General features: G+C 55.3%; 10 protein-coding genes. 7 read left to right on the forward strand and 3 right to left on the reverse strand.

Features of this window, described 5'->3' with window-relative positions; translation table 11 throughout:
- Positions 1-4 precede the first annotated feature (4 nt).
- Complete coding sequence (locus tag H9I52_RS19050; protein WP_139515292.1) at positions 5-847, forward strand: prephenate dehydrogenase; 843 nt, start codon at positions 5-7, stop codon at positions 845-847.
- Positions 847-1,932 (forward strand): chorismate mutase, encoded by a 1,086-nt coding sequence (locus H9I52_RS19055; protein ID WP_139515293.1) that lies wholly within the window; start codon positions 847-849, stop codon positions 1,930-1,932. The genes H9I52_RS19050 and H9I52_RS19055 overlap by 1 nt, the downstream gene beginning before the upstream one ends.
- Before the next feature lie 126 nt (positions 1,933-2,058).
- Here H9I52_RS19055 and H9I52_RS19060 read toward each other — a convergent pair whose 3' ends face one another.
- Positions 2,059-3,018, reverse strand: a complete 960-nt coding sequence (locus H9I52_RS19060; protein WP_187455162.1) for a tetratricopeptide repeat protein — start codon at positions 3,016-3,018, stop codon at positions 2,059-2,061.
- A 315-nt stretch (positions 3,019-3,333) separates the two neighbouring features.
- Between H9I52_RS19060 and H9I52_RS19065 the strand changes: the two genes are divergently transcribed.
- Together H9I52_RS19065 and H9I52_RS19070 are read left to right on the forward strand one after the other, a co-directional pair.
- Entirely contained in the window at positions 3,334-4,710 is a 1,377-nt protein-coding gene (locus H9I52_RS19065; RefSeq protein ID WP_187455163.1) for a lysophospholipid acyltransferase family protein, read from the forward strand.
- A 324-nt stretch (positions 4,711-5,034) separates the two neighbouring features.
- Positions 5,035-6,174 (forward strand): hypothetical protein, encoded by a 1,140-nt coding sequence (locus H9I52_RS19070; RefSeq protein WP_187455164.1) that lies wholly within the window; start codon positions 5,035-5,037, stop codon positions 6,172-6,174.
- 74 nt (positions 6,175-6,248) lie between these two features.
- Here H9I52_RS19070 and H9I52_RS19075 read toward each other — a convergent pair whose 3' ends face one another.
- Together H9I52_RS19075 and H9I52_RS19080 are read right to left on the reverse strand one after the other, a co-directional pair.
- On the reverse strand, positions 6,249-6,869 hold the full coding sequence (locus H9I52_RS19075; RefSeq protein ID WP_187455165.1) for a hypothetical protein: 621 nt from the start codon (positions 6,867-6,869) through the stop codon (positions 6,249-6,251).
- Positions 6,853-7,650, reverse strand: a complete 798-nt coding sequence (locus H9I52_RS19080; protein WP_262386130.1) for a metallophosphoesterase family protein — start codon at positions 7,648-7,650, stop codon at positions 6,853-6,855. The genes H9I52_RS19075 and H9I52_RS19080 overlap by 17 nt, the downstream gene beginning before the upstream one ends.
- Before the next feature lie 365 nt (positions 7,651-8,015).
- On the opposite strand from H9I52_RS19080, the gene H9I52_RS19085 reads away from it, so the two are divergent.
- From H9I52_RS19085 to H9I52_RS19095, 3 genes are all read left to right on the forward strand, one after another.
- Positions 8,016-10,301 (forward strand): GH92 family glycosyl hydrolase, encoded by a 2,286-nt coding sequence (locus H9I52_RS19085; RefSeq protein ID WP_187455167.1) that lies wholly within the window; start codon positions 8,016-8,018, stop codon positions 10,299-10,301.
- 138 nt (positions 10,302-10,439) lie between these two features.
- On the forward strand, positions 10,440-12,734 hold the full coding sequence (locus H9I52_RS19090; RefSeq protein ID WP_187455168.1) for a GH92 family glycosyl hydrolase: 2,295 nt from the start codon (positions 10,440-10,442) through the stop codon (positions 12,732-12,734).
- 58 nt (positions 12,735-12,792) lie between these two features.
- Positions 12,793-13,302 (forward strand): hypothetical protein, encoded by a 510-nt coding sequence (locus H9I52_RS19095; protein ID WP_187455169.1) that lies wholly within the window; start codon positions 12,793-12,795, stop codon positions 13,300-13,302.
- Positions 13,303-13,573: the final 271 nt, after the last annotated feature.

Raw genomic sequence — 13,573 nt, forward strand, 5'->3', positions numbered from 1 at the left:
GAACATGGTTGTCACGATAATAGGAGTGGGGTTGATTGGCGGCTCGCTGGCCTTAAGCCTGAAAGCGCACGGCGTGGCCGGCAGCGTGATCGGGGTCGATCAGAGTGCCGAAAACCTGCGCAAAGCATTGGAGTTGAACCTCATTGATGAAGGCACCACCGACTTGGCCGCGGCCGTACGCCGCTCGAGCTTGGTGGTGGTGGCCGTGCCCATGGACGCCATGCTGACGGTGCTGCCGCAGGTATTGGATGTGGTTGATCAGCAAGTAGTTATTGACGTCGGCTCGACGAAAGAAAAGCTGCTGACCGCCGTTGCCGACCACCCGCACCGCGACCGTTTTGTGGCGGTGCACCCCATGGCCGGTACCGAATATTCAGGGCCGGAAGCGGCGGTGCCTCACCTGTTTGAAGACAAAACGCTCGTAATCTGCGATGCCGAGCATAGTCATCCGGCTGCCGTGGCACTGGTAGAAAAGGTGTTTCAGCAGCTGCAAATGCGCCTCGTGTACCTCGATGCAGCCTCTCACGACGTGCACACGGCCTACGTGTCGCACATTTCCCACATTACTTCTTTCGCGCTGGCGCTCACGGTGTTAGAGAAAGAGAAAGAAGAACAGCGCATCTTTGAGCTGGCCAGCGGCGGCTTCGAATCGACGGTGCGCTTGGCCAAAAGCTCCTCGGCGATGTGGGTGCCCATTTTCCGCCAAAACCGCCTAAATGTGCTCGACGTGCTCGACGAGCACCTGCGCCAGCTTCAGCACATGCGCGATATTTTGCAACAAGAAGACTATCAGGCGTTTACCAACCTGATTGAACAAGCCAACGTCATTCGTAAAATCTTGAAATAATGGATCAGTCATCTCCCCTGGCCGCCCTCGGCAAGCCTTCTATTCACAAAAAGCCGCTCATCATCTCGGGCCCGTGCAGCGCCGAAACCGAGCAGCAGACCATCGAAACCTGCACGCGCCTCGCGGCCACTGGCAAAGTTGATATGCTGCGCGCCGGCATCTGGAAGCCGCGCACTAAGCCCGGCCTGTTCGAAGGCATCGGCACGAAAGGCCTGCCTTGGATGAAAAAGGCCAAAGACCTTACGGGCCTGCCGATTACGGTGGAAGTAGCCACGGCCAAGCACGTGGAGGACTGCCTCGCCTTCGATGTGGACGTGCTCTGGATCGGTGCCCGCACGACCGTAAACCCCTTCTCGGTGCAGGAAGTGGCCGATGCCCTGCGCGGCGTGAACATTCCGGTGCTAATCAAAAACCCAATCAACCCCGACATCGAGTTGTGGACGGGCGCCGTGGAGCGCATTGCGAAAGCCGGTATCAAAGATATCGGGCTGATTCACAGAGGATTCTCTAGCTACGGCAACACCGATTTTCGCAATGCCCCGATGTGGCACCTGCCCATCGAGATGAAGCTGCGCCTGCCCGAATTGCCGCTTATCTGCGACCCAAGCCACATTGGTGGTCGCCGCGATGTGCTGCAAAGCATCGCCCAAAAGGCCATCGACCTCGACTACGACGGCCTGATGATCGAATCGCACATCGACCCCGACAATGCCTGGAGCGACGCCAAGCAGCAAGTGACGCCGGAGCGCCTGGGCGAGCTGATTGATAGCCTCATCTGGCGCGCCGAAACCACCGATAAACAAGAGTTTCTGACCGCGTTGGAGCGCCTGCGCCAGCAGATTAATCACATCGACGACGAGATCATGCAGCTCATCAGCAACCGCATGGCCATTGCCGAGCAAATCGGGGTGTACAAAAAGGAGAACAACATCACCATTCTGCAGCCCAGCCGCTGGGGCGAAATTTTGGAGCGCGGCGTAAAGAAAGGCGCCAAGCTAGGCCTGACGGAGGACTTCATCCATAAGTACCTGGATGCCATCCACATCGAGTCTATCAACCGCCAGAACAACGTGATGAATAAGTAGGAGCGAAGCATTTTCATTTCTCCTAATGCTAAACCCCGCCTGTCATCCTAAGCAAAGGATGACAGGCGGGGTTTTTGTTGGCCAATGGCGTACAACTTATTGATAATTAATAAGTTGTGTAGAGAGTTAATTCGGCTTAGCTTCGGCTGGCTTGGCATCGGCGGGCGTTGCTTCGGCAGATTTTGCCTCAGCCGCCTTCGTTTCTGCGGGTTTCGGCTCCGGCGTCGCGGTGTTCTTGGCGGGCGTCGCTTTAGCGGTTGCGGGCTTTTTTGTTTTGGAGGTCTTCTTGCCAGTCTTTTTTGCGGCCAGCAGCTCCTTTTGGGTTTTGATTCGCTCCTCGATCTTGCTAAGCAGGAAGCTGGCGTCGGACTTGTGGGCCTCGTCAGGAAACTGATCTACAGCCAGTTGCGCTTCGGTGCGGGCTTTCTCGTATTGCTTCAGCTCCAGGTACACAAAAGCGAGGTTGAGGTGGGCCGTGGGGAAGTCCTTTTTCAGTTCGATGGAGTGCAGAAAGTACGGCACGCTCTGCTTAAACTGGCCGAGGCGCTGCTTGGCGTAGCCTACCACAAAATACGATTTGTAGTCGCCGTAAGCGTGTTTGTGGGCTTCCTCATAATGCTTGATCATGAGCGGAAACAGCTCATCCTCAGTCTTTTTCTTCTCGGCGCAGTCGCACTGCTGCACGGCGTAGTAATAGTCGCCGAGGCCGCGGTCGAGCTTGTAGTTGTCGGGGTACTTTTGCTTGAGGGAGTCCAGCACGGCCCGCACCCGGAAGCGGTAGCGCGTACCCGGGGCTTCGTGCTCTTGGTTTTCCTCCAACGACTCCAGCGTACTTAAGTCCTTGAAAGTGAAGCTTCTGTAGTTGCTGCTGGCGATGCTGTAGTTCAGCACGATCTCCTCTTTTTTGAGGGCCACGGCGGGCTGTGCATTTTTGGGGTCGTAGTCGTTGAGGAGCTTAAAGGCCGACTCGTACTTTTTCTCCGCCACCAGGTCATCGGCTTTCCGCAGAACTGCCATGTTGGTTTGGCCCCATACCGTGTTGGCCATCAACAACAAACCCGCACTTAGACTTACAAAACAACGCATACTTGTTGGGCACTAAAAAATAGGTGCGACGGACTTTTTATGGGTCGCGGGTCAAACATACAGCCACTCGCGCGGCCTAAGAACGACGACGCAGCGGCCAGCGTACGCCGCTTCCGGCAGGTACTTAAGATAAGCAAAGCCAGGAAGCCAAAGATTCTCAGCTTCAGCCTTTTCGCTGTGGCGCTTCGGGGCAAAGGATCTCAGGCCAGGCTGAACTAGCCGAAAGATACTGGTTCGGCGGTAGTTGGCAGCAAACCCACGGCCGGTGCGGCGTGCTGCTTTGGCCGTTTGCAAAGTTCGAGCGTACTTGGTGGCATGCTCTTTTATACCGTTATGAAGCCCTTGGTGCAGGTGGCGCTGCGGGTATTTTTTCGCCGGCTCGAAATCCGGCACCCCGAGCGACTACAGGAGCCCGGTCCGTTGTTAATCGTTGGTAATCACCCCAATACGCTCATGGATCCGTTGGTGATAGCCGTCAACCGCCGCGACCCGATTGCGTTTCTGGCCAAGAGCACCTTCTTTCAAAACCCCATTCTGCGCCGGATCATGGAGTCGGGTAATTCTATTCCGATTTATCGGCGGCAGGATGCTGAAACCGGCGTTGGGGGGGCTTCGCCCGAAGAACTGGCGGCCCGCAACGAAGCCGCCTTCAGCCGCTGCTACGACTACCTCGATCGGCGCGGCACCATCATGATCTTTCCGGAGGGCACCAGCATTTCGGAGCGCCGCCTGCGGCCCCTCAAAACGGGCGCGGCCCGCATTGCGCTGGGAGCCGAAGCGCGCCACAACTTCCAACTGGGGCTGCGGGTGTTGCCCTTGGGTATCAACTACTTCGATCCCACGCGGTTTCTGTCGGATGTGTTTGTCAACGTTGGCCAGCCCATCCGGGTAGCCGACTACGCCGACCGCTACCGCCAAGACCCCGAAGGCGCTGCCGATGCGCTCACCGAAGAAATTAGGGTGCGACTGGAGGGCCGCCTCGTGATTACCCGCGACGCCGCCGACGACGAGTTGGTGATGCAGGTGGAACGCACGTTTACCGATCATTTTATCGACGACAAAGAAACCCTCTACGACAACTACCTCCTGAGTCGCAACCTGTTAGAAGGCATTGCTTATTTCGAACGGCACGATCCGGTGCGCCTCAACGAAGTGCGTGAACGCCTGAAAACGTACCTGCAAGACCTGCGTCGGGTGCACCTCACCGACGAGTCGCTGGAATCGTCGCGGGGGCAAGGCAAGCGCTGGAGCCGCGGGGCCGTGGCCGGCGTGAAACTGCTGCTGGGGTTTCCGGTGTACCTATACGGAGTTGTCAACAACTACGTGCCCTACATTCTGCCCTCGGTGGTGGCACGCCGGGCAACCAAAGACGTAGAGTTTGTGGCCCCCATAATGCTGGTTGTGGGCATGATCACGTTTACGCTCTGTTATATTTCGCAAATTGCTCTGGTAGAGCACTTTGTACAGGATTGGCGCCTCACGACTGCCTATGCCCTGAGCCTGCCGCTGACGGGTTTTTATGCCCTGAGCTATTGGAATAGCCTGGCGGCCCGCCTGCGCCGTTTGCGGGCAGTGCGGCTGTTTCGGGAGCACCGCCCGGTCATTGAAGGATTGTTGCGGCAACGGGCCGGCATTTTGCGCCTGCTCAGCGAAGCGCGAGATGCCTACTTGGCGGGGGCCCGAATCCGCTAAGCATTTCAGCGCCGATGCGCTACGTGCACCACGACCCGCCCAGGCGGGTCGTGGTTTTTAATATGCTATTGTTAAGGGTCTGTTTACTAAGTAGTTATATAGGATTTTCTTTTTTAACTCATGCATAGGAAGTCGTGCAAAAGTTGCTGCACTGCTCGGATGCGGGGCCTGTTTATAGGCAGTATATAGCAGCAATGAAGATTTTCTGCGTTTATTCTGGCTACTCTACAACGATCCTCAAAAAACACAATGTTAGATTTTAAAAATATTTTATGGTATAATTATCACATCTTTTCATCGAAAGTATCTCAATCAATTCCACCCATGAAACACCTCAAATTACTAACAGCGTCTGCGGTTCTTTCATTTTCCTTGCTGACCAGCTGTCAAAAGGAGAATGATGCCTTGGTAAATGCTCCCTCCACTGCCAACTCAACTCAGTCTGCTACGTTGCCAGCCGGCACGGACGGGGATCTTAAAGCAAACTCGGGGCTACTGGCCAAAGCCGACCCGCAGTACCGGGATATGGTACGCCGCGCGACGGCCATTCAGCCGACGCCCTGCGATAGCAATACTCCCCTGAACCTGTGGCTGGATCAGCAGTTGGCAGACTGGACATCTTTGTCTTTTGCGAAGGTGAACAACACGGCCATGCTGGATTTGCCTACCTACGATGCCCTGCTTTTTGAGAACAGCTCAGCAAACCAGTATTTCGGACAGAAAGGCGAGTACACGCAACGGCTGACCAAGACTTTCAAGGACTTGCAGCGTTTCTGGAACATTCAGTCGCAGGACATTGTGCTGGCCGCCATGCACGGCAACATGCTGCAAGACCGCACCAAACTGATCCGGACCTACAAAGCCGCCTTCGGCTTGTCCGATGCCAGCGCCGCATTCTATGCTGACCGGGTATTAACCTTTTTGAAGACCTCGCCGGAGATGAGAAATGGTACCCACCCCATCTTCACGTTCAACGCGTTTGCTCAGGAAGGCTTCGACTTGCCTCCGTATGGCACCATCCCCTCTAAGATCATTATGGGCGACGGCATCATGGAAGCGTACACTGCCCTTGGCTACGATGATGTAGCGCCGCAAGCCATTCTGGCTCACGAGTTTGGCCACCAAGTACAGTTCCAACTGGGCTTGTTCACGAATGAGAATACGCCAGAAGCTACTCGCCGCACGGAACTCATGGCGGATGCCTATTCGGCTTACTACCTCTCGCACGCCCGCGGCGCTTCAATGCAGTGGAAACGCGTAAGACAGTTCTTGCAAGTGTTTTTCAACATCGGCGACTGCCAATTCTCTAGCACGGGCCACCACGGTACGCCCACCCAACGCATTGCCGCTGCCGAATTTGGCTACAATACGGCAAACGATGCCCAAAAGCAAGGCCATATCCTGACTGCTCAGGAGTTTACCAAGCTATTTGAAGCGCAACTGCCTGCTATTGTTAAGTTGTAGGCAACGCATTCGATAAGGAAAAAGGGGAGCAGCAATGTTCCCCTTTTTTTATGGCTACGCTTCTCGTTTAGGCCTTACCAACCGTTTTTCACCCCCAACCCTAAGGTCAGGATTTCGGGAATGCGGAGCGTTTTGTTGGTCAGGGCGCTTACCAGGTGCAAGTCGTTGGTACTCAGTTCGGAGTAAAAAGAAGTGCGGCGGGGCCAACCGTGCAGGTTGGGCTCGGTGGAATGATGCGTGAGGCGCAGCCCGGCAAAAGCCCCAAGGCGCACCGCCGACGACCACCAATAATAGCCTTCGGGGTAGCGACCGGCCGAGTTGTTGGTCAGGAAGAATTGTTTGCCGGTGGTGTAGTTCAGGAAGCCGCCCACCGATACGGGGTTGAGGCGCCAGTCGCCGCGCCCGCCGAGCTTGGGCTCGAAAGGCGTGTACGTCGTTTTGAAAGTGAAAACGGCCATGCGGCTGCCGCCAATGGAGCGCGGCACGTAGCCCACGAGCACCTCCGGCTCCAGCCGCCGGTCGGCCAGCCAGTAGCCACCGCCCACCGCCACCACGCCCTGCCCGCCCGCTACCTGCACCGTCAGGAAGAACGGCCCCGACCGGCGTATATCGGCCTCGGCTTGCGCGTGCGCGAAGCAGGGGATAAAGCTAAGTATCAGTGTAGCAAGTGGTTGTATTTCAGTTCTGCGACGCATACTGAACGGTCTCAAGGCGAAACTGGCGCCGGCCCCATACCGACACAATATGGTAGCGGCCCTTCTCGAAGTTGTACGTGGTTAGGTAGGTGATGCCGTCGCGGAAGGGCTGGCCGGCCGTGTAGCGGTGGGTGTGCCCGGCCAAGTGCAACACCAGCTGCGGACTGCTGCGCACGGTGCGGGCATACGGCTGCACCAGTTGCGGATCGAAGTCGGCGTCGGTGGGCGGCACGTGGCACACCACAACGGAGCGTTGCGCGCCGGCCGTGTCGGCGAGCTGCTGCGTGAGCCAGCTCACATCGGGCACCCGGCCCTGAAAGCCGTATTCACGGCCGTTGGTATCGACACAGATAAACTTCGTGCCGCCGCGCACAAACGAGTAATTCAGAGGCCCGAACACCGTTTGGTAGGCGTTGCGGCCGTTGCCCACTTGGTCGTGGTTGCCGATGACGGTGAGGTAAGGCACGCGCAGACGTTGCAGGCGGCGGTGCATCCAGCGCATTTCCCGCACCAGGCCAAAGTCGGAAATGTCGCCCGCAAGCATCACGAAATCAATGTCTTGCTGCTCATTGACGCTAGCCACAAAGTCGTCGGCCTCGTCGTAAAATCGCTGCGAGTCGCCGATAAACACGAAGCGCAGCGTGTCGGTAGGCGAAAGCGGCTGTTGTTGGAGCCGGCGCAGATTCTGAGCCGTAAGGTGGCGTTCGGCGGCGGGTACGTAAGCCTGATTGGGGCTGTATTCCAATAGATTACAGCCACTCGCCGCTAGCACCACTGCCATAGAAAGCAAAAATAGGCGTGTAGAGAAAAGACGCATAAAAACACTGGCATAAACCGGAGAATAGTTCTCCTTAATGGTGTAGTAACAGGCTGATAACTAGATGGTTGCTGTAAGCATCAAAAACAAAATGTTGGCTTCAGCTGCTGGCGGCGCTTATAGCCCGCTACAGGCTGGAACAACACATAAGCAGGCCTTTGAGTTATTGCCGAATTGTCGAAATGAGGGAGCGGTCCGAAGGCGCACTTCTATGGGTTGCGGGCGCTGTTAGGGCTTTTTACTTCTATATTAACGGCTTGTCAGAAGAAGTTGGTTTTCTTGGGAAAATGCTGGCTTTCAGGCAACACTAGCGTCCTTGTTATATGCTTATGAATAAAGTCTTTACCACGTTTGCGGCCCTAGTTTTTCTACTGTGCGCGGGTGCTGTCAAGGGGCAAATTTCTGAGCCCGTAGAGTTGGTAAACCCACTGATGGGTACCGACTCGAAGCCTAGTCTTTCGAACGGAAATACCTATCCGGCCATCGCGTTGCCGTGGGGCATGAACTTCTGGATGCCGCAAACCGGCAAAATGGGCAGCGGCTGGGCCTACCAATACAGCGCCGACAAGATCCGCGGGTTCAAACAAACGCACCAGCCTTCGCCCTGGATGAACGACTACGGGCAGTTTGCCCTGATGCCCATCACGGGCAAACTGCGCTTCGAGGAAGACGACCGCGCCAGCTGGTTTTCGCACAAAGCCGAAGTCGCCAAGCCGTATTATTACCAAGTGTATCTGGCTGACCATGATGTGGTTACGGAAATTGCGCCCACTGAGCGTGCGGCGCGTTTTCGGTTCACCTTTCCCCGCACCGACAGCGCCTACGTCGTGCTCGATGCCCTCGATAAAGGCTCGTACGTGAAGCTGCTGCCGCAGGAAAACAAGATTGTGGGCTACACCACCCGCAACAGCGGCGGCGTGCCTGAGAACTTCAGGAATTACTTCGTGCTGCAATTCGATAAGCCGTTTGCCAGCACGAACATATATAAGGATAAAGAACTAGTTACTAACGTATTAGAATTTCAGGGAAATCACGCGGGTGCGGTCGTGGGCTTCAAGACGCGCAAGGGCGAGCAGGTAAACGTGCGGGTGGCCTCGTCGTTCATCAGCCCGGAGCAGGCTGAATTGAACCTGAAAGAGATCGGCACCGACGACTTCGAGGCGGTGAAGCAAAAGGCCAAAACGGCCTGGAACAAAGAACTCAGCCGTATTCAAATTGAGGGCGGCACCCCCGATCAGCAGCGGACGTTTTACTCGTGTCTGTACCGCTCGCTGCTATTTCCGCGCAAGTTTTATGAGCTGGATGCCGCCGGCAACGTGGTGCATTACAGCCCCTACAACGGCCAAGTGCTGCCCGGCTACCTCTACACCGACACGGGGTTCTGGGACACGTTTCGCTCGTTGTTTCCCTTCCTGAATTTGATGTATCCGAGCGTTAACGCCCAAATGCAGGCGGGGTTGGTAAATGCTTATAAGGAAGGCGGTTGGCTACCGGAATGGGCCAGCCCCGGCTACCGCAACGTGATGGTGGGCAACAACTCGGCCTCCGTGGTGGCCGATGCTTACCTGAAGGGCGGACGCGGCTACGACATCAATACCCTTTACGAAGCACTAGTGCACGGGGCCAACAACGCTGGCCCGCTGGAAGCCGTGGGCCGCGCGGGCGTGCAGTATTACAACAAACTGGGCTACGTGCCCTACGACGTAAAGCTCAACGAGAACGCCGCCCGCACCCTCGAATACGCCTACGACGACTTTGCTATCTATCAGTTAGCCAAAGCGTTACATAAGCCCGCCAAGGAAGTGAATCTCTACGCCAAGCGCAGCCAGAACTACCGCAACCTCTTCGACAAACAAACCGGCCTGATGCGCGGCAAAAACCAGGATGGCAAGTTTCAGGCGCCTTTCAACCCCTTTAAGTGGGGCGATGCCTTCACCGAGGGCAACAGTTGGCACTACACGTGGTCGGTGTTTCACGACGTGCAGGGCCTGATGAACCTGATGGGCGGTCCCAAGCCGTTTGTGGCGGCGCTGGACACGGTGTTTACCCTCGCGCCGGTGTTCGACGCCTCGTACTACGGTTCCGTGATCCACGAGATCCGGGAGATGCAGATTGCCCACATGGGCAACTATGCCCACGGCAACCAACCCATTCAGCACATGATTTACCTCTACAACTACGCCGGCCAGCCCTGGAAAACGCAGTATTGGGTGCGCGAAACGATGAACCGCCTCTACCTGCCCACCCCCGACGGCTACTGCGGCGACGAAGACAACGGCCAGACGTCGGCGTGGTACGTGTTTTCGGCCCTGGGCTTTTACCCCGTCTGCCCCGCCACCGACCAGTATGTACTGGGAGCGCCGCTATTTAAGAAAGCCACGTTGCGGCTGGAAAACGGCAAAGAGATCGTATTCAACGCCCCGGCTAATAGCGACGCCAATCGCTATATCCGTGACGTGGCGGTCAACGGCCAGCCGTACGCTCATAATTGGCTTAGTAACAATGAATTGCAAAAAGGTGCAACGGTAGATTTTGATATGGCTGCCACGCCCAATACGAGCCGCGGTACGAAGGTAGAAGATGCGCCGTACTCGTTTTCGAAGGCGAAAAAGTGAGCGATACCATAACCTAGAAGTATTGCAACGCTTTATCTAGGCGACCTCTGTGATAAGCAAGGCAATGCATAAGCAAGGCAATGCAAAAACACGTTCTTAGTATCCTACCTTGCCAGCTTCAACCTCCTCCCGAAGCTGATGAAACTCCTGCCCCTTGCTGCGGTGCTCCTTGCGGCACTGCCGGCCTTCGCCCGGAAGCCCAAGCCCACCGAAAACCTCGTCCAGTATGCCCATCCCATCGTGGGCACACAGAAGATGGGGCACACGTTTCCGGGTGCGACGGTGCCTTTCGGGATGGTGCAGCTCTCGCCCGATACCGACACGCTTAGCTACGAGCAGAACGGGAAGTACAACCCCGACGTGTACAAGTATTGTGCTGGCTATCAATACGATGACAAAACCATCGTGGGCTTCAGCCACACGCACTTTAGCGGCACCGGTCATTCCGATCTGGGTGATTTCCTGGTGATGCCCACCACCGGGCCGTTGCAGCTCAACCCCGGCACCGCCGACAAACCCCAGAGCGGTTACCGCTCGGCGTATTCCCACCAAAATGAAGTAGCCGAGCCCGCTTACTACCGGGTAAAGCTCGACGACCACAACATCCTGGCCGAGCTGACCGCCACCAACCGCGTCGGGTTTCACCAGTACACGTTCCCGAAAGCCGACGATGCCCACATCATTCTGGATTTGATGGCGGGCATTTACAACTATCCTGATAAGAACGTCTGGACGTTTGTGCGGGTCGAAAACGACTCACTGGTAACCGGTTACCGGCAGACTAACGGCTGGGGGCGTACTCGCACGGTGTACTTTGCCATGCAGTTTTCGAAGCCGTTCCGGGAATACGGCAGCCGCAATTACTCCAAAAAGGAGGTGTACCGCGGCTTCTGGGGTCGCTTCAATCAAACGAAGAACTTCCCCGACTTAGCTGGCCAGCAGTTGCGCTTGTACTTCGACTTCAAGACTGCCGCCAACGAGAAGATTAAGCTCAAGTTTGCGCTCTCGCCGGTGAGCACAGCGGGGGCACTCCAGAATCTGCGGACCGAAGCGCCGGGCTGGGATTTCGACCAGATCAAGCGCCAAGGCCAGCAGCAGTGGCAGCAGGAACTGAGCAAAGTGGTAATTCAGGCGGCTAAGCGTGAGGACAAGGATAACTTCTACACGGCCATGTACCACGCCTTCCTCAGCCCGACTACCTATATGGACGCCGATGGACAGTACAAGGGCCTCGACCAAAATGTGCACCGCGCCGATGGGTTTACCAATTACACAACGTTCTCATTATGGGATACTTATCGCGCCCTGCATCCGCTCTTTAACCTGCTCCAGCCCAAGCGCAACGCCGACATGGTGCAGTCGATGCTGGCGCACTACAGCCAGAGCGTGGAGCACATGTTGCCGGTGTGGTCGCACTACGCCAATGAGAACTGGTGCATGATCGGCTACCACAGCGTGCCCGTCATTGCCGACGCTATTGTAAAAGGTAACGTGACCTTCGACGCCAACAAAGCCCTGGATGCCTGCGTGACCACGGCCCGCCAGCAGTGGTACGACGGCATCGGGCTGTACCTGCAACTGGGCTACGTGCCAGAAGACAAAAGTGGCTCGTCGGTGTCCAAAACGCTCGAATACGCCTACGACGACTGGTGCATCGCGCAGGCCGCCCAAAAGCTGGGCCGCCAGGATATTTACCAAGAGTTCAGCAAGCGCGCCGGCAACTGGCAGAACGTGTACGATGCCCGCATCGGCTTCATGCGGCCCAAGCTCAGCGACGGCACGTTTCGCAAAGAGTTTGATGTGTTAAGCACCAATAACCAAGGTTTTATTGAAGGAAATGCCTGGAACTACAGTCTCTATGTGCCCCAAGACCCTGCCGCGCTCATCAAGCTGATGGGCGGCAACCAGCGTTTCGTGCCGCACCTCGATTCGCTGTTCACGATGAACTTGCCCGACAAGTTCTTCGCCGAAACCGAGGACATCACCCGCGACGGCATCATCGGCAACTATGTGCACGGCAACGAGCCCGCCCACCACGCCGCTTACCTCTACAACTGGACCAACCAACCCTACAAAACCCAGGAGCGCGTGCGCATGATTTTGAAGCGCATGTACCACCCCACACCCGACGGCCTCGGCGGCAACGACGACTGCGGCCAGATGAGCGCCTGGTACATCTTCAGCGCCTTAGGCTTCTATCCCGTCGCGCCCGGCTCGAATGAATATGCCCTCGGCAGTCCCGCCGTAAATGGCGCCACGCTGCACCTAGAAAATGGTAAAACCTTCACTATCAACGTGAAAAACCAGAGCGATAAGAACGTGTACGTAAAAGAAGCGCGGCTAAATGGCCAAAAGCTGACGCGGCCGTTTCTGGCGCATCAGGATATTATAAATGGGGGAGAGCTGACGTTTGTGATGGCAGCGCGGCCGTGAATGGTCAGATTATAAGTAATTTATCTTCGGGTATACTCTGGAAAGCTGTACAACTACTATGGATACTAAAGGCTCAACAACGCTGGACGTAGCAGATGATATTGATTTATTGTTAAAGCTCGATTCTGATGGATGGAGTGATTGTTTTATTCATGTAAGAAATAAATGTTATAAACTTGTTATCACTCATATTTTTGGTGATCCTTATTACGACTTTATGCACTCGCTTATGAGTTTGATAAATGGCCAGCAAAGCACGACTTTCTTTTGGTATAATGAACCGGGCGGAGAAAAGATCGAAATAACGAAGCTTAAATCTGATCAAAATATAGTAATAGTAAATATTCAAAGTTTTAGAGAACAGTTTGGAAGAGAAATAAAAGAACTCGAAGAAAATATATGTTTTAATGTCAAGCTTAATTCATTATTAATAGTGTCGTACATGCAATTAAGGAAAACATTTCTGCTACTGAAGGACAGGGATTTTGCGCAGCACAGAAATAATATTTTCTCGTTTCAAAAGTTTATTGAATTTGAAAACGCTGTTAAGTCCTTTTTAAAATTGTAGTGTTCTACAATAATAATATGGAACTCCGCCCTGCGTCTATTTTTCGCCGGCCTCCGGTCAGAGTCAATACATTAATTATCAAATACTTATATAAAAATTCGTTACGTATCCCAACCCAGCAATCAGCCACAAAAAAGCCCCACCCCGAGCCGTAAGTAAAAGGCTAGAGGTGGGGCTTTTGCGCGCCGGGCGGGTAGCCTAGCGGTTAGGATCGAAGGTGGGGGCGCTAGCGTTTCTGTTTTTGGAGCGGTTGTACAGGTAAGCAGCGCCG

The organism is Hymenobacter sp. BT491, from assembly GCF_014349165.1.
In the GTDB taxonomy this organism is placed as follows: Bacteria; Bacteroidota; Bacteroidia; order Cytophagales; family Hymenobacteraceae; genus Hymenobacter; species Hymenobacter jejuensis.

What these genes read in the sequence shown, in the direction of transcription:
- H9I52_RS19050 (WP_139515292.1), top strand. Translation starts at nt 5, where the DNA reads ATGGTTGTCACGATAATAGGAGTGGGGTTGATTGGCGGCTCGCTGGCC.
- H9I52_RS19055 (WP_139515293.1), top strand. Translation starts at nt 847, where the DNA reads ATGGATCAGTCATCTCCCCTGGCCGCCCTCGGCAAGCCTTCTATTCAC.
- H9I52_RS19060 (WP_187455162.1), bottom strand. Translation starts at nt 3,018, where the DNA reads ATGCGTTGTTTTGTAAGTCTAAGTGCGGGTTTGTTGTTGATGGCCAAC.
- H9I52_RS19065 (WP_187455163.1), top strand. Translation starts at nt 3,334, where the DNA reads ATGCTCTTTTATACCGTTATGAAGCCCTTGGTGCAGGTGGCGCTGCGG.
- H9I52_RS19070 (WP_187455164.1), top strand. Translation starts at nt 5,035, where the DNA reads ATGAAACACCTCAAATTACTAACAGCGTCTGCGGTTCTTTCATTTTCC.
- H9I52_RS19075 (WP_187455165.1), bottom strand. Translation starts at nt 6,869, where the DNA reads ATGCGTCGCAGAACTGAAATACAACCACTTGCTACACTGATACTTAGC.
- H9I52_RS19080 (WP_262386130.1), bottom strand. Translation starts at nt 7,650, where the DNA reads ATGGCAGTGGTGCTAGCGGCGAGTGGCTGTAATCTATTGGAATACAGC.
- H9I52_RS19085 (WP_187455167.1), top strand. Translation starts at nt 8,016, where the DNA reads ATGAATAAAGTCTTTACCACGTTTGCGGCCCTAGTTTTTCTACTGTGC.
- H9I52_RS19090 (WP_187455168.1), top strand. Translation starts at nt 10,440, where the DNA reads ATGAAACTCCTGCCCCTTGCTGCGGTGCTCCTTGCGGCACTGCCGGCC.
- H9I52_RS19095 (WP_187455169.1), top strand. Translation starts at nt 12,793, where the DNA reads ATGGATACTAAAGGCTCAACAACGCTGGACGTAGCAGATGATATTGAT.